This is a genomic window from Actinomadura soli (assembly GCF_005889715.1).
GTDB classification, from domain to species: Bacteria; Actinomycetota; Actinomycetes; order Streptosporangiales; family Streptosporangiaceae; genus Spirillospora; species Spirillospora soli.
Genome location: NZ_VCKW01000199.1, coordinates 1 through 16,218, shown reverse-complemented (window position 1 = coordinate 16,218; position 16,218 = coordinate 1). Strand labels below are relative to the sequence as shown.

Annotated in this window: 11 protein-coding genes and 2 pseudogenes; 7 read left to right on the top strand and 6 right to left on the bottom strand. The window is 71.3% G+C overall.

All coding sequences use genetic code 11. The features are described 5' to 3' along the window. Positions 1 to 241: pseudogene (locus ETD83_RS42890) on the top strand (DUF6882 domain-containing protein); the annotation flags it as partial. Positions 242 to 482: 241 nt separating this feature from the next. Beyond that, positions 483 to 1,373, top strand: a complete 891-nt coding sequence (locus tag ETD83_RS30145; RefSeq protein WP_138648600.1) for an LLM class flavin-dependent oxidoreductase — start codon at positions 483 to 485, stop codon at positions 1,371 to 1,373. 6 nt (positions 1,374 to 1,379) lie between these two features. Here the strand turns inward: ETD83_RS30145 and dnaE are convergent, their stop codons facing one another. Both dnaE and ETD83_RS30135 read right to left on the bottom strand, forming a co-directional pair. Further along, on the bottom strand, positions 1,380 to 6,071 hold the full coding sequence (dnaE, locus tag ETD83_RS30140) for a DNA polymerase III subunit alpha (RefSeq protein WP_138648599.1): 4,692 nt from the start codon (positions 6,069 to 6,071) through the stop codon (positions 1,380 to 1,382). Between the two features lie 155 nt (positions 6,072 to 6,226). Beyond that, positions 6,227 to 7,090, bottom strand: coding sequence for an AraC family transcriptional regulator (locus tag ETD83_RS30135; protein ID WP_329602991.1), 864 nt, complete (start codon positions 7,088 to 7,090; stop codon positions 6,227 to 6,229). 278 nt (positions 7,091 to 7,368) lie between these two features. Here ETD83_RS30135 and ETD83_RS30130 point away from each other — a divergent pair, with 278 nt between their 5' ends. From ETD83_RS30130 to ETD83_RS30120, 3 genes are all read left to right on the top strand, one after another. Next, entirely contained in the window at positions 7,369 to 7,755 is a 387-nt protein-coding gene (locus tag ETD83_RS30130; RefSeq protein ID WP_138648597.1) for a chorismate mutase, read from the top strand. Between the two features lie 173 nt (positions 7,756 to 7,928). Continuing rightward, on the top strand, positions 7,929 to 8,540 hold the full coding sequence (locus tag ETD83_RS30125) for an AzlC family ABC transporter permease (RefSeq protein WP_230421293.1): 612 nt from the start codon (positions 7,929 to 7,931) through the stop codon (positions 8,538 to 8,540). After that, positions 8,537 to 8,848 carry an AzlD domain-containing protein gene (locus tag ETD83_RS30120; protein WP_138648595.1) on the top strand — a complete coding sequence of 104 codons (312 nt, stop codon included), beginning with the start codon at positions 8,537 to 8,539 and terminating at the stop codon, positions 8,846 to 8,848. Before ETD83_RS30125 ends, ETD83_RS30120 begins: the two co-directional genes overlap by 4 nt. Before the next feature lie 4 nt (positions 8,849 to 8,852). Here ETD83_RS30120 and ETD83_RS30115 read toward each other — a convergent pair whose 3' ends face one another. The 3 genes from ETD83_RS30115 to ETD83_RS44960 all read right to left on the bottom strand — a co-directional run bounded on the left by ETD83_RS30115 (position 8,853) and on the right by ETD83_RS44960 (position 10,833). Next, the gene (locus ETD83_RS30115; RefSeq protein ID WP_138648594.1) at positions 8,853 to 9,785 is read right to left on the bottom strand and encodes an RluA family pseudouridine synthase; all 933 of its coding nucleotides are present in this window, start codon (positions 9,783 to 9,785) and stop codon (positions 8,853 to 8,855) included. Further along, the gene (lspA, locus tag ETD83_RS30110; protein WP_230421291.1) at positions 9,785 to 10,384 is read right to left on the bottom strand and encodes a signal peptidase II; all 600 of its coding nucleotides are present in this window, start codon (positions 10,382 to 10,384) and stop codon (positions 9,785 to 9,787) included. The genes ETD83_RS30115 and lspA overlap by 1 nt, the downstream gene beginning before the upstream one ends. 68 nt (positions 10,385 to 10,452) lie before the next feature. After that, positions 10,453 to 10,833, bottom strand: coding sequence for a TraR/DksA family transcriptional regulator (locus ETD83_RS44960; protein WP_230421292.1), 381 nt, complete (start codon positions 10,831 to 10,833; stop codon positions 10,453 to 10,455). A gap of 714 nt (positions 10,834 to 11,547) precedes the next feature. Here ETD83_RS44960 and ileS point away from each other — a divergent pair. Together ileS and ETD83_RS30095 are read left to right on the top strand one after the other, a co-directional pair. Further along, a complete protein-coding gene (gene ileS / locus ETD83_RS30100) occupies positions 11,548 to 14,754 on the top strand; it encodes an isoleucine--tRNA ligase (RefSeq protein ID WP_138648591.1) in 3,207 nt (1,068 codons plus the stop codon). Positions 14,755 to 15,043: 289 nt separating this feature from the next. Then, positions 15,044 to 15,715: a DUF1707 SHOCT-like domain-containing protein gene (locus tag ETD83_RS30095; RefSeq protein WP_138648590.1), complete on the top strand. Its 672-nt coding sequence runs from the start codon at positions 15,044 to 15,046 to the stop codon at positions 15,713 to 15,715. 11 nt (positions 15,716 to 15,726) lie between these two features. Here the strand turns inward: ETD83_RS30095 and ETD83_RS30090 are convergent. Then, positions 15,727 to 16,218 (bottom strand): annotated as a pseudogene (locus ETD83_RS30090) (hypothetical protein); the annotation flags it as partial.

Genomic DNA, 16,218 nt, shown 5'->3' with positions numbered 1-16,218 from the left:
GTGGGACCCGATCCCCCTCCCCCGCATCCTCGCGAGCGCGACGAGCCTGTTCCCGCACGAGCCGCGCCTGACGCTCGCCGGCTTCCTGTCCCGGCACCGCGTCCCGTACCGCCAGACCGACCTGGAGACCGAGGCGCTCCTTCCCGGCGGCGCGAAGGCCCGCGCCCGCTTCGACGGCCTGGGCCGCTTCGTCGACTGGCACGCCGAGCTTATGGCGGTTTCCTCCTCCTTCGGGCCCTAGGGGCCCTCCATCGTCGGAAACCGCGGTGCGATCGCTGGCATCGCTTCGGCTCGCCTGGCGGCTCGCTGCGCGATCAGGTTTCTCGCAAGCTCGGAACCTGCCTTCGGACGCGATCGCGACTGTTCGGGTTGTTGCGTGGTTGCGGCGATGGCTGATGTCCTCGCCCAGCGGTTGCCCTGGTTGGGCGGGCCCGTAGTGTTACTGATTCGGTCGCGATCATGGGCTCGGTAGCTTGAGTCGCATGACCTACCGATTCGGCGTCCAGCTCAGCCCGTCCGCCGCCGGGCTGGATGAGGTCCGCGCCCTCGCCCGCCTGGCCGACCGCGACGGGCTCGACCTGCTCGGTGTCCAGGACCACCCGTACGCGGCCGACCAGGGCGACACGCTCGCGCTCATCGCCACTCTGCTCGCGGACACCTTGCGGCTGCGGGTCTTCCCGGACGTGGCGAGCCTGCCGCTGCGGGGCCCCGCCGTCCTGGCCAAGCAGGCCGCGACCCTCGACCTGCTCAGCGGCGGCCGGTTCGAGCTCGCGCTCGGCGCCGGCGCGTTCTGGCCCGCCATCGCCGCGATGGGCGGCCCGGACCGCACCCCTGGCGAGGCGCTCCGGGCACTGGAGGAGGCCATCGAGATCATCCGTGCCATGTGGCGGCCCGGTGAGACGGTCAAGGTCAGCGGCGCGCACTACTCGGTGAAGGGTGTCCACGCGGGCCCGGGCCCCGCGCACCCGGTCGGCATCTGGCTCGGCAGTGTGGGCCCGAAAGCGCTGGCTCTCACGGGCCGCGTCGGCGACGGGTGGGCGGCGCCGATCCCGCACTACCTGCCGTACGAGACCTGGCGCGAATCGCAGGACACCATCACCCGCGCCGCCGAGGACGCCGGACGCGACCCGTCCGCCATCACCCGGATCGCGCAGCTCGTCGGGCACATCACCGACGCCCCGGCCGACGTACGGCTCCAAGGCGAAGAGCCCATCCGCACGGACGCCGCAGGTTGGGCCCGCGTCCTCGCCGGCCTCGCCACCGAGACCGGCTTCGACGCGTTCGTCTACTGGCCGGAGACCGCCGACGAGACGCAACTCCTCCGCTGGACGCGAGAAGTCGTCCCCGCCACCCGCGCCCTCCTGGACGCCTGAGCCGGGTCAGCCCAGGCAGGACGGGCCCAGGAGTTGTTTCAGGTCGCCCATCAGGGCCGGGGACGGGGCCACGCGGAGCTTGTCGTCCAGGCGGACGACCGTGGTACGCGGGCCGTTCTGGACGTGGAGGTGCACCTCGGACCGGCCGGGATGGGTGATCAGGACTTCCTTCAGGCGGGAGACCATCGGGGGCGTGCAGCGGCCGAGCGGCATCGTGACCGAGAACGGGCCGGTCGCGTCGGTGATCGTCAGGTCGGGCTGGGTGACCTCCATCGCGATGATCTTCGCGACGTCCTCGCGGCGGTCCAGCTTGCCCTTGACGATCAGGATCGCGTCCTCGGCGAGGAGCGTGGAGCACAGCTGGTACGACGACGGGAAGCACAGCACCTCGATGGAGCCGCCGAGGTCCTCCAGCTGGAACATCGCCCAGGAGTTGCCCTGCTTGGTGACCTTGCGCTGGAGCCCGGAGAGCAGGCCCGCGATGACCACGATCTGGCCGTCGGGGCGCTCGCCCTCGTTCAGGACGGCGATCGTGCAGTCGGCCTCGCGCTCCAGGATGTGCTCGACGCCCAGGAGGGGGTGGTCGGAGACGTACAGGCCGAGCATCTCCCGCTCGAACGCCAGGAGGGTCGTCTTGTCCCACTCCTCGGCCTCGGGGATCGCGACGGCGAACGCGTCGTCGCCGCCGTCGTCCTCCAGGGCGCCGAAGAGGGAGTCCTGGCCGACGGCCTCCTTGCGCTTGATGTCGATGACGGAGTCGATGGCCTGCTCGTGCACCATCAGCAGCGCCTTGCGCTGGTGGCCGAGCTCGTCGAACGCGCCCGCCTTGATCAGCGACTCCACGACCCGCTTGTTGCAGACGATCGGCGGGACCTTGTTGAGGAAGTCGTTGAAGTCGGTGTAGGCGCCCTTCTCCTTGCGGGCGGCGACGATGCCGTCCACCACGTTGGTGCCGACGTTGCGGACGGCCGACAGCCCGAACCGGATCTCGGTGTCGCCCAGCGGGGTGAAGTCGGCCTCGGACGTGTTGACGTCCGGCGGCAGCACCTTCAGCCCCATCCGGCGGCATTCGGACAGGTAGAGGGCGCTCTTGTCCTTGTCGTCGCCGACGGACGTGAGCAGCCCGGCCATGTACTCGGCCGGGTAGTTCGCCTTGAGGTAGGCCGTCCAGTAGGAGACCAGGCCGTACGCGGCGGAGTGGGCCTTGTTGAAGGCGTAGTCGGAGAACGGGACGAGGATGTCCCACAGCGTCTTGACGGCCTCCTTGGAGAAGCCGTTGTCGAGCATGCCCTTCTCGAAGCCGACGAACTGGGCGTCCAGCTCCGCCTTCTTCTTCTTGCCCATGACGCGGCGGAGCAGATCCGCTTTGCCGAGCGTGTAGCCCGCCACCTTCTGCGCGATCGCCATCACCTGCTCCTGATAGACGATCAGGCCGTAGGTGGTGTCGAGGATCTCCCTGAGCGGCTCCTCCAGCTCCTTGTGGATCGGGGTGATCTCCTGCTGGCCGTTCTTGCGGAGCGCGTAGTTGGTGTGGGAGTTCGCGCCCATCGGGCCCGGCCGGTACAGGGCGCCGACGGCGGAGATGTCCTCGAAGTTGTCGGGCTTCATCAGCCGGAGCAGCGAGCGCATCGGGCCGCCGTCGAACTGGAACACGCCGAGCGTGTCGCCGCGGGCGAGCAGGTCGTAGGTCGGCTGGTCGGTCAGGGGGAGGTCGAGCAGGTCGACGTCCACGCCCTTGTTCTTCTTGATGCCGCGGAGCGCGTCGTCGATGATCGTCAGGTTCCGCAGGCCTAGGAAGTCCATCTTCAGCAGGCCGAGCGTCTCGCAGGTCGGGTAGTCGAACTGCGTGATGATCGCGCCGTCGGCGTCCCGGCGCATGATCGGGACATGGTCGGTGATCGTCTCACCGGACATGATCACACCGGCGGCGTGCACGCCGGTCTGGCGGATCAGGCCCTCCAGGCCCTGCGCCAGGTCCATGATCTGCTTGACGTCGGTCTCTTCCTCGTACAGCTTGCGCAGCTCGCCCGCCTCGCCGTGGCGGGGGTGCTTGTCGTCGAAGATGCCCGACAGCGGGATGTCCTTGCCCATCACGGTGGGCGGGAACGCCTTGGAGATGCGGTCGCCGAGCGCGTACGGGAAGCCGAGGACGCGGCCCGCGTCCTTGATCGCGGCCTTCGCCTTGATGGTGCCGAACGTGGCGATGAACGAGACCTTGTCGGCGCCCCACTTCTCCGTCGTGTACCTGATGACCTCGGCGCGCCGGTCTTCAGGGAAGTCGATGTCGATGTCGGGCATCGACGCGCGCTCGGGGTTCAGGAACCGCTCGAAGATCAGCCCGTGCGGGATGGGGTCGAGGTCGGTGATGCCCATCGCGTACGCGATCAGCGAGCCCGCCGCGGACCCACGGCCGGGGCCGACCAGGATGCCGTTCTCCTTGGCCCACATGATGAAGTCGGCGACGACGAGGAAGTAGGACGGGTACCCCTTGCCGAGGATGACGCCCATCTCGTACTCGGCCTGCTCCTTGTACCCGTCGGGCAGGCCGTCCGGGAAGCGGCGGTCCAGGCCCTTCCAGACCTCCTTGCGGAACCAGCTCTCCTCCGTCTCGCCCTCGGGGACGGGGAAGCGGGGGCTGAGGTCCTTGTACTCGAACATGCCGTCCGGCTCGACCCGCTCGGCGATGAGCAGCGTGTTCCGGCAGCCCTCCGCCCAGATGTCGGACGAGTCGATCGCGCGCATCTCGTCGGCGGTCTTCAGGTAGTAGCCGGACCCGTCGAACCGGAACCGGTCGGGGTCGGCGAGCTGCTTGCCGACCTGGACGCACAGGAGCGCGTCGTGCGCGGTGGCCTCCGACTCGTGCGTGTAGTGCGAGTCGTTGGTGACGACCGGCGGGATGTCGAGCCGCTTGCCGATCTCGATGAGCCCGTCGCGGACGCGGCGCTCGATCTCCAGGCCGTGGTCCATCAGCTCAAGGAAGTAGTTCTCCTTGCCGAAGATGTCCTGGAAGGTCGCAGCGGCTTTGAGCGCTTCATCGAACTGCCCGAGCCGCAGCCGGGTCTGGACCTTGCCGGACGGGCACCCGGTCGTGGCCATAACGCCTTCGGCGTGTTCTGCGAGGAGCTCCTCATCCATCCGGGCGTACTTGAAGACGAAGCCCTCGGTATAGGCGCGGCTCGACAGTTTGGACATGTTGTGCAGGCCCGTCTTGTTCCGCGCCCACAGCGTCTTGTGGTTGATCAGCCCGCCGCCGGAGACATCGTCGCGCTTCTGGCTCGGCTCCCCCCACTGGACCTTCTTCTTGTGGTATCGCGACTCTGGCGCCAGGTACGCCTCGCAATTGTGCAAGACGAAGTCCGAGACGTAGGAGTTGTCCTCCTCCACCTCGAAGTTGAAGACCTCGCAGTCCAGGTCGATCGGTTCCACATGCCTGATCGGCCGGTACAGATAGTCGTCATCTTCCAGAGTGCGGGAGTAAGCCCGTTCCGGGTGATAGGAGACCTGGTACCAGCGGTAGTCCTGGTCGCTCTCCCCTTGGGGGAAGCGGCCTTTCTCGGTGCCGCTGGACACCGTGCTCCAATGGCCCCTGTCCGCCAGCAGCGCCCGCACGCCCCAAGCCAGCGACCGCGAGGCGACCTTGATGTCTCTCCGGCCGCTGGGGTTGGACTCGGGGCGCGGAGAACGGCCGTCACCGTCCAGGAAACCCTCGAGGAAACCTGCACGGAACTCGGCCGGCCCGCTTAGCACGCACTGCGGGACCCGCTTCTCCGCGGCACCTCGGCCCACCAAGCCCTCTAGGACGAATGCCAGCGGAACGCAGCATGCTCTGATTTCCTGAGAGCCCTTTTCTGGACGGTGGTAGGTCTGAGCCGCGATCCCGTGGCGCTGGAGCAGACGCCGCCAGCGATCACCGAGCTCTTGCTCCGCGCGGTGGAGCGTGAGGCCGATCCCGCCGTTCAGCCCACCGGCCTTCGTCAGCAGGTGCCCCTCCGCAGCGTAAAGGCCGAGCAGGTAGCCGAACTCATGATCCAGGGCGATACGGCGTGACAACGCGGGCCACGACTGATCCGCCCGGCGATCGGCCACGTAGGCTCGCCGCACACCACCGGCAGGGTCCTCGGTGAATCCGCCGGGCAGCAACGGCAGAATGTCGAGGGTTCGCTGCTCGGCGGCGAGTTTCGGCAGGCATGCCCAGGAGTTCCACCCTCGGGCGCCGCCTCGGACGGTACGGCGGCCTGCCGTGATGTCTCCCGGCTTCTTCCAGTCGAGCAAGCCGTCCGGCGTGCGGACGAGCACCGGGTGCTCCTCGGTGAGCGTCAGCGTGCGGCCGTAGCGGCCTGCCAACTCGATCGTGTACGCGCGGCCGGAGTACGCCCGGCGCATCGTCCTCAGCACGCGCCGGAAACGACCGCGGTGGGTGAGGACCAGATCGCCCTCCCGGACGTCCTCCACGTTCTTGACGCCCTCTGAGGTGATGATCTCCTGGCCGGGCAGCAGGCAGCCGATGATGGGGGTGACCCCCGCGGCCATGGCGTGCTTATGAAACTCGTAGGCGCCGTGCATGTTGCCGTGGTCGGTCATGGCGATCGCCGGCATCTTCTGCCGGCCGACCTCGTCGAACATCTGCTTCAGCCGAGCGGCCCCGTCCAGCATGGAGTACTCGGTATGAACGTGCAGGTGAACGAAAGAGTCGGCCATGCCTGCTGCGCCTCCTGGTCGTGCATGCGACCGCGCACGTCACGGCCGTTCCGGGGGGTGTGCCCACAAGAGGTCGGCCGGTACGTGTCGCTTTATCGGGTCCGGGGGAAGATCGTCAACCCGGCGGGGCGCCGGAATGACGCGGTTCTGAGAGCCTAACTCTCCTCCGGTGCCCCACGCGCCCCGACGCGCCCAATCGTGCGGGCACTACGGTAGGCGCCCGGAGGGACACCCAGCGTGCGCTTGAAATGGCGGGTCAGGTGGGCCTGGTCGGCGAAGCCGGTGCGGGCCGCGACGTCGGCCGGGCGCAGGCCCTCGTCCAGCAGGGCGCGCGCCTCCCGCACGCGCACCTGGTTGAGGTAGGCGTGCGGCGGCAGGCCGACGGTGTCGCGGAACGCCCGCAGCAGCGGGAACGGGCGGGTGCCGACGGCCTCGGCCAGCTCGTCCAGGGAGGGCGGGCCGACGAGGCTCGCGTGCAGGATCTCGCGGGCCTCGCGGACGGCGCGCGGCATGCCCCACGTCCCGCCCGGCGCGTCATGGCGCCGGATGTCGTGGGCATGCCCGGTGAGCAGGCCCGCCAGGGCCGTCCTCAGCATGGTGGACGCCGCCAGCGCGTCGCCCTTCTCCCCCGCCCGGTGGACGGCCCGCAGCAGGTCGGCGGCGCGGGGATCGTCCACGACGGGGTCCGGGAACGCGGGCGTGCCGGGCCGCGCGCCCAGCTCGGCGGCCACACCCGCGACGACGTCGACCGGCGGGTAGATCACCCGGTACGCCCAGCCCCCCGGCGTGCCCGCGTGCCCGCCGTGCACGACGCCGGGATTGACCACGACGATCGAGCCTGGCCCGGCGCGCTGCACGCCGCCGGGGTGCTCGAACTCCTCCACGCCCGCGTCGATGACGCCGAACACGTAGCCGTCGTGGGCGTGCCGGTTGAACCGGTGGGTCACGAAGCGGGCGCGCAGCAGATCGACCTCGGGGAGCGCCGGATGGCGGTAATAGTGCGCGACCTCTTCCCCCATATCGGACATGCTATCCGGGGCGTCTCAACCGGCGAGATGATCTTTTCGCCGGTTGACGGGCCCCGGCGGTCACCGCATACGATCGGGTCCGTGGAACGTCGTCACTTCAGGTTTACGCGGCCGGCTCCGGGCGAGCCGGCCGCCGCAGCGACCTGAGCGACGACCCCGGAGCCGGCCAGGCAGAGCCCCATCTCGGGCTCTGCCTTTTCTGTTGACCAGAGCGGCCCGGGCACGGATCCCCCTGCGCGACGCGGCCGCCGCACGAGAGGGAACCCGACATGCATGACCAGGTCATCGACCCCGTGGAGGGCGCCGCGGCCTGCCCGGCCTGCGGCCGGTCAGGCGAGCACGGCGAACATGCCGAGCGCCGCGAGCTGCGCGTTCCGCTGCCGTCCGCCGCGGACATCGCCACGCTCGGCGAGGCCAGGGCCGCGATCGACGGGCTCGACGCCGCCCTCGCCACCCTGCTGGAGCACCGCGCCGCGGTCGCCGCCGCCGTCCAGCGGCTCAAGCCGGTCGGCGGCTTCGCCGGACGCGACCCGGCGCGCGAGCGGCAGATCGTCGAGGCGATGGCGGTCCGCGCCCCGTCCCTCGGCCCCGACCGGCTCGCCCGCATCATGACCGCGGTCATCGAGGCCGGCCTCGACGCCGCCGAGAAACGGTGACCGCCGAGCCCCGCTGCGAGGGGCCGCAAGAACGTTCAAGACCACCGGGCGCGCCTGTCCCTAGCGTGGACGCCATGAGCGTCACCGAGACCGAGGAGGTGGGCGCGCCGGACGAAGGCGCGCGGACGTCCGCCGCCGTGCGGGACGGGCTGGGCGTCGGGATCGCCGTCGGCATGTCCGGGCTCGCGTTCGGCGCGGCGGCCGTCACGGCAGGGCTGACGGTCGCGCAGGCGTGCGTGCTGAGCCTGCTGGCGTTCACGGGCGCGTCCCAGTTCGCGCTCGCGGGGGTGATCGGCGGGGGCGGCGGCCTGGTCGCCGGGTCGGTGGGCGCGGTGCTGCTCGGCGGGCGCAACGCCCTGTACGGGATGCGGCTCGCGGACACGCTGCGCGTGCGGGGCTGGCGGCGCCTCCTCACGGCGCACGCCGTCATCGACGAGACCACCGCCGTGGCCACCGCGCAGCACGGGCGGTCGGCGGCCCGCGCCGGTTTCTACACCACCGCGATCAGCCTCTACCTGGTCTGGAACGGCACCACGCTGCTGGGAGCCGCAGGCGCGGCACGGCTCGGCGACCCTGAGGCCATCGGGCTGGACGTCCTTGGCCCGGCGGCGTTCCTGGCGCTGCTTTGGCCGCGATTGACCGCAGGGCGGAGCGAGGTGCGGATCGCCCTGGCCGCGGCGACCATCGCCCTCGCGGCGACGCCGCTGCTGCCGCCGGGCGTGCCGGTCATGCTGGCCGCCGTCGCCGCGCTGCCCGCTCTGATCAGAAGGACGGAGCCGGCGTGAGCGTGTGGGTCGCGGTGATCGCCACCGGGCTCGGCTGCTACGCGCTGAAGCTCGGCGGGCTCGTCACCCCGCAGCGGCTCCTGGACGACCCGCGGGTGCGCCGGTTCACCGAACTCGTCCCGGTGGCGCTGCTGACCGCGCTGATCGCCGTCCAGGCGCTCGCCGACGGCAGGACGCTGGAGTTCGACGCCGCCCGCATGGCGGGCCTGGGCGCGGCCGTCGCCGCTCTCCTGCTGCGCGCGCCGTTCCTCGTGGTGCTGGTCGTCGCCGCGGGTGTCGCCGCCGGGCTGCGCCTGCTCGGCCTCTGACCGGCTACGACTCGGCCTGGACGATCTCCAGGGCCTGGGCGAGGTCGTCCGGGTACGGGCTCTCGAACTCCACGTACTCGCCGCTGCCCGGGTGCTCGAAACCGAGCCGGGCGGCGTGCAGCCACTGCCGCCGCAGCCCGAGGCGCGCCGCCAGGGTCGGGTCGGCCCCGTACAGCAGGTCGCCGACACACGGATGGCGGATCGCCGCCATGTGCACCCGGATCTGGTGGGTGCGGCCCGTCTCCAGGTCGATGTCGAGCAGCGTCGCCGCGCGGAACGCCTCGACGGTGTCGTAATGCGTCACCGAGGGCCTGCCGCCCGCCACGACCGCGAACCGGCCGTCGCCGGACGGATGCCGGTCGATGGGCGCGTCGACCGTCCCGCGGAACGGGTCGGGATGGCCCTGCACGAGCGCCTGGTAGCGCTTGTCGACACGGCGTTCCTTGAACGCCCGCTTGAGACGCGAGTACGCGACCTCGCTCTTGGCGACGACCATGGCGCCGGTCGTGTTGGCGTCCAGCCGGTGCACGATGCCCTGCCGCTCGGACGCGCCGCTGGTCGCGATCGTGTGCCCGGCCCCGAGGAGCCCGCCGAGGACGGTCGGGCCCGTCCAGCCGGTCGTGGGGTGGGCGGCGACGCCGATCGGCTTGTTCACCACGACGATGTCGTCGTCCTCGTACAGGACGGCCATCCCGGGGACCGGCTCGGCGACCGGCGCGGGCGGTGCGGGCGGCGGCGGGAGCGTCACCTCCAGCCAGGCGCCCGCGTGCAGCCGCTCGGACTTGGTCGCGACCGCGGCGCCGTCCAGCAGGACGTCGCCGGCGGCGATGATGTCGGCGGCGCTGCCCCGCGACAGGCCGAACAGCCGCGCGAGCGCGGAGTCGACCCGCTCGCCCTCGAGACCGTCCGGGACGTGGAGGCTCCGCACGTCCCCCATCAGGACTTCTCCTCCGAGGCCGGGGCGTCACCGGTCTCGGCCTTGAGTTCGGTCTCGGTCTCGGACTCGGGCCTGGGTTCCGGCTCGGGCTCGGGCCCCGGTTCCGGCTTCGGCTCCGCGGCGTCGTCGTCCTTGCCGGTGATGCGCGTCCCGTCGACCTGGAGGCCGCGCGCCGCCAGCAGCACGGCCAGGACGCCGCCGCAGACGATCGCCGAGTCGGCCAGGTTGAACACCGGGAAGTTCGGCACCTGGATCCAGTCGACGACATGGCCCTTCAGCGGAGCCGGTTCCCGCAGCATCCGGTCGATGAGGTTGCCGACCGCCCCGCCGAGCAGCAGCCCCAGGCAGATCGCCCAGGGCACGCTCCGCAGGTTGCGGGCGGTGCGCAGGATCGCCACCACCACGCCGCAGGCGATCAGCGTGAAGACGATCGTGTAGCCGGTGCCGATCGAGAACGCGGCGCCGCTGTTGCGGGTCTCCCGCAGCGTCAGCAGGCCGCCGAGCAGCCGGATCGGCGCCTCGCCCTGCAGCGTCGCCACCACGACGGTCTTGGACACGATGTCGGCGGTGAGCGCGGCCAGTGCCACGGCGACCAGCACGCCGACGCGGCGCGGCCGAGGAGATCCCGTGGATTCCTCGGCCCCGCCCTCTGGGTTCGTTGAGTCGCTCAGCGACGTTCCTCGCGTTGTTTGCATGTCACACACAGGGTCGCACGCGGAAAGACCTGGAGGCGCGCCTTGCCGATCGGCCTGGTGCACGACTCGCAGATCCCGTACGTGCCGGTGTCCATCCGCTGGACGGCCCGCTCGATCTGGGCGAGCAGGTCCTGTGAATTGTAGGACAGCGCCAGCTCATGCTCGCGCTCGTAGGTCTTGGCGCCCGCGTCGGCCTGGTCGTCGCCCGCGCCGTCGCTGGAATCGCCCTCCGCGATCTGGCTCGCGGACGCCGCGATCTCGGTGCGCAGCGCCTCGATCTGCTCCTGCAGACCGGCCCTGACCTCGGCGAGCTCGGCGGCCGTCCACTGGTGCTCCCCCTCGCGGACCGGCAGCTCGGCCGCCGCCGCGCCCCGCCCGGCCGGCTTCCCCTTCCCCGCCTTGGCCGCCTTCGCGGGCCCGCGCCCGGCGGGCTTGGCGGCCGGGCCCTTGACGGCGGGCTTCTTCGCCGCCGGCGGCCTCGCTCCCCGTGCCGCCTTTCCAGCGGGCGGTTCCTGGACGGGCTGTGCGCCCCTCTTCGCGCCGGCCATATCGGCCCCCCTCGCGCTGATCGCCTCGACGGGCAGTGCGGGCAGCATAAGTCCCCTTTCTCGGGCGCGGCAAACAGCCTGGGCTGCGTTACCGCCCGCTTATGCCCGGTCGCCGATCGCCTGGAAACCCCTGCCCGGCGCAGGAGATCGCAAAGGAACACCAGGATCCCCGCGGGGCCTGGACGGCGCGAAAACGGGAAGAGGATGGGGGCCGGAGTGCGTTAAGGTCGGGACGAGCAGTCGTATCGGCAGGCGCTGAAGGGGCCACCTGCCGCCGCACGCAGCCATGAGCGACCCGGGGACGGTGCGAGCCCGGGGGCGAGCACGGCGGCCTGATCACCCCGGAGCCGCCGGAAGAACCGTCCGGGACGTCCGTCCGCGGGCCCAGTAGAACCGGTCGCCGAGACTCGAACGAAGCGGACCGTGCCCTCGCGGCGCGGTCAAGGAGGGTGGTACCGCGGGGCAGCCGCCTCGTCCCTCCGGTCAACGTCGTATTCGTCGTTCCGGAGGTCCGCCATCGTGAGCCGAGGTTTTCGGCCGCTGCCCGCGCAGGTCGATCTGCCCGCCCTTGAGCGGGACATGCTGCGCCGCTGGCAGGAGAGCAAGGTTTTCGAGCGGTCGCTGGAGCAGACCGCGTCCGGCCCCCGGTGGGTGTTCTACGAGGGGCCGCCGACCGCGAACGGCATGCCGGGCGTCCACCACGTCGAGGCGCGCGTGTTCAAAGACGTCTTCCCCCGCTTCAAGACCATGAAGGGCTACCACGTCCCGCGGAAGGCGGGCTGGGACTGCCACGGGCTGCCCGTCGAGGTGGCCGTGGAGAAGGAGCTCGGCCTCACCGGCAAGAAGGACATCGAGGAGTACGGCGTAGCGGAGTTCAACGACCGCTGCCGTGAGTCCGTCCTGCGGCACGTGGACGCGTTCGAGGAAATGACCGAGCGCATGGGCTACTGGGTCAACACCGACCAGGCGTACCGGACGATGGACCCCGAATACGTCGAGGCGGTCTGGTGGTCCCTGAAGCAGGTGTTCGACAAGGGCCTGCTGTTCCGCGACTTCCGCATCACGCCCTACTGCCCGCGCTGCGGGACGGGCCTGTCCGACCACGAGCTGGGGCAGCCCGGCGGGTACGAGGAGGTCACCAGCCCGTCGGTGTACGTGCGGATGCCGGTCACGTCCGGCCCGCTGGCCGACCTGGACGCCGCACTGCTCATCTGGACGACCACGCCCTGGACGCTCGTCTCCAACACCGCCGTGGCCGTCCACCCCGACGTCACCTACGTCGCGGCCCGTCCGGCGGGTTCCGACGAGGTCCTCGTCGTGGCGGAGCCGCTCCTCACCCAGGTCCTCGGTGACGACGCGGAACGGCTCGCCACCTATCAGGGCACCGAACTCGAACGCACCACCTACCGGCGTCCGTTCGACCTGGTCGACATCCCGGACGCGCACTACGTCGTCCTGGGCGACTACGTCACCGTCGAGGACGGCACCGGGCTCGTCCACCAGGCCCCCGCGTTCGGCGGCGACGACATGACCGTCTGCAAGCGCTACGGCATGCCGATCGTCAACCCCATCGGCCCGGACGGCCGCTTCCTGCGCGAGGTGCCGCTGGTCGGCAACAAGTTCTTCAAGGACGCCGACGAGCCGCTCACCGACGACCTGCGCGCGCGCGGGCTGCTGTTCCGCGGCGGGCACTTCGACCACAGCTACCCGCACTGCTGGCGCTGCCACACGCCGCTGCTCTACTACGCCCTCCCCGCCTGGTACATCCGCACCACGCAGATCAAGGACCGGCTCCTGGAGGAGAACGAGAACACCAACTGGTACCCCGAGACGGTCAAGCACGGCCGGTACGGGGAGTGGCTGCGCAACAACGTCGACTGGTCGCTGTCCCGTAGCCGCTACTGGGGCACGCCCCTCCCCCTCTGGGTCTGCGGCGAGAACGAGGAGCACGTCACCTGCGTCGGCTCCCTCAAGGAACTGGGCGACCTCGCCGGCGAGGACATGTCGGGGCTCGACCCGCACCGTCCTTACGTCGACGACGTCACGTTCCCCTGCCCTGCCCGTGTCGGAGACGCGGAATCGGACAGGTGCGGGACGGAGGCGCGCCGCGTCCCCGACGTCATCGACGCCTGGTACGACTCGGGCTCGATGCCGTTCGCGCAGTGGGGCGCCCCCCACCGCAACAACGAGATCTTCGAGGACTCCTACCCCGCGCAGTACATCTGCGAGGCCCAGGACCAGACCCGCGGCTGGTTCTACTCGCTCATGGCCGTCGGGACGCTGGTGTTCGACAAGTCGTCCTACGAGAACGTCGTGTGCCTCGGGCTGATCCTCGCCGAGGACGGCCGCAAGATGAGCAAGCACCTCGGCAACGTCCTGCGGCCCATCCCGCTGATGGACGAGCACGGCGCCGACGCGCTGCGCTGGTTCATGGCCGCCAACGGGCTGCCCTGGGCGTCCCGCCGCGTCGGGCACGGCGCCCTGGAGGAGATCGTCCGCAAGGTGCTGCTCACGTACTGGCACACCGCGTCGTTCTTCGTCCTGTACTCGAACGCGGCCAAGGAGCAGGGCCGCGCCTGGACGCCCGACCGCCGCGCCGAAGCGCCCGCCCCGGCCGACCGCCCCCTGCTGGACCGCTGGGCGCTCGCCGAGCTGAACCGCACCGTCCGCGAGGTCGACGCCGCGATGGAGGAGTACGACACCGCCCGCGCCGGACGCACTCTCGCGCAGTTCGTCGACGACCTGTCCAACTGGTACGTGCGCCGCTCCCGCCGCCGCTTCTGGGAGGGCCCGGAGACCCCGGACGGCGCGTCCGCCTTCGCCACCCTCTACGAGTGTCTGGAGACCCTCACCCGCCTGATGGCGCCGATGGTCCCGTTCATCACCGACCACGTGTGGGACGTCATCCGCCCCGACGACGGCCCCGAGTCGGTGCACCTCGCCGCCTGGCCGGCCGTCGACGAGGACCTCCTGGACGCCACCCTGACCGCGCAGATGGCCCTCGTCCGCCGCCTGGTCGAGCTGGGCCGCTCAGCCCGCGCCGCCAGCGGCGTCCGGACCCGCCAGCCGCTCGGCCGCGCCCTGGTCGGCGCCGCGGGCTGGTCCGCGCTGCCCGGGCAGCTCCGCGCGCAGATCTCCGAGGAGCTGAACGTCCTCGGGTTCGAGGAGCTGTCGTCCATCGGCGGCGACCTGGTCGAGTACGAGGTGAAGCCCAACTTCCGCGAGCTGGGCAAGCGCTACGCCAAGGACACCCCGAAGGTCGCCAAGGCCATCACGTCCGCGGGCCCGGCGGAACTCGTCCACGCGCTCCGCGAGGGCACCGCCGAGGTGGCGGCCGCGGACCTGGGCACCGTCCCCCTCTCCCCGGACGACGTGATCGTCACCGAACGTCCGCGCAGCGGCTGGGCGGTGGAGAGCGCCGCCGGGGAGACCGTCGCCCTGGACCTCACCGTCACGCCCGAGCTGCGCCGCGCGGGCCTGGTCCGCGAGGCCGTCCGCCTCGTCCAGGAGGCGCGCAAGGTCGCCGGGCTGGAGGTCACCGACCGCATCGACCTGTGGTGGGAGGCCACCGGCACCGACCTCGCCGAGGCCCTGCGCGCCCACACCGACGAGGTCGCCACCGAGGTCCTGGCCACCACGGTCACCGAAGGCCGCCCCCAAGACCTCAAGGCCACCCGCGACGAAGAGCTGGGCCTCACCTACTACCTGCGCAAAGCCCACAACTAGATCCCTGGACGAGCCACGACACCGTCCTTGGGCAAGACACCGACCGGGGCCACGGGTCGTGCGGCCTCCGGCGTTGGACGCCTCCGGCCGCACGACCCGCCGACGCAGGCGACCGCAGCGACGCCGCGCACGCCCGCGACGGGCACGACAGACCGAAACGGCGGCGTGAGGATCGCCTGCGTCGTGACGGGGGTTCCAGGGGGTCGCCCCCTGGGCCAACATAGTTCTTGTGAATCTTCCCGAGCAGCCTTCCGAGTCTGGAGTTCCCGCGGAGTCCCAGGCCGCGCGCATGCGAGCGTCGGACGCCGATCGTGACGAGGTCGCCGACCGTCTGCGCGAAGCCCTGGCGGAGGGGCGCATCACGCCGGAGGAGCACGCCGAGCGCATCGACGTGGTCTACAAGGCCAAGACGTACGCCGAGCTGGAGCCCGTCCTCAGCGATCTGCCGTCGGAGCGGGCGCCGCGGCCGCGGGTGGAGCTGCGCAAGGAGGAGCAGGTGCTGCCACCGCCTCCGGCGCAGTCGCCCAACCTTGTGGCGATCTTCAGCGGGGTGGAGCGGAAGGGCCGCTGGCTGGCGGAGGCGACGACGAACGTCACGTGCGTGTTCGGCGGCGCGGACCTGGACTTCCGGCAGGCGGTCCTCAGCCGCGGCGAGGTGACCGTCCACGTCACCTGCGTGTTCGGCGGCGTGAACCTGGTGGTGCCGCCGGGGGTGCGGGTCGTCGGGTCCACCACGGCGATCTTCGGCGGGAACGACCTGCCGGAGGACGACACGACCGACCCGGACGCGCCGGTGATCCGTCTGACGGGAACGCTGCTGTTCGGCGGCGTTTCGGTCAAGCGGAAGGCGGTCGGTGAGAAGGGCGTTCGCGGCGACCGGCACCGGGAGATGTCGCGGCACCATTCCCGGCACGCCGACGTCCACAAGGAGCTGCGCGACGAACGGCGCCGCGACGGCTGAGCGGCGGGTGCTCAGTCGCGGGCGTGCTCGCGGTCGGGCTGGCAGACGAGGCAGGGGGTGCAGCCGCGGGCCTTCGCCTCGGCGCGGGGCAGCGACTCCAGGTCGTCGGCCTCGTCGCCGATGTCCTCGATGAGGGCGCAGTCCATGCGGTGGTAGCGCTTGGTGCCGCTCAGGATGCGGACCTGCGGGCCCTCGTCCGCGGCCTCGTCCCCTGACGCGGCGGCCGATTCGGGCTCTTCGGCCCGTGGCGCGAGGGGATCCTCGGCACCGGCGCCGCGCGGTTCCGCGGGCGCGGCGAGCGGCGCGGGATCTAGGCCGAGGGCGGTGTCCGGCGAGGCGGGTTCGTTCTCGGCGGGCCGGTCGCCGGCGGAGGCGTCCTCCGGGCCCGGCTCGCGGGATTCGGCCTTCTCGGCGGGCCTGGCGGCCCGCTCGGAGGCGAAGGGGCCCGTGACGGGCATGTCGGTGAGGGTCGGGCCCGCGGGGCCGGACGCCGGGGGCTCGGG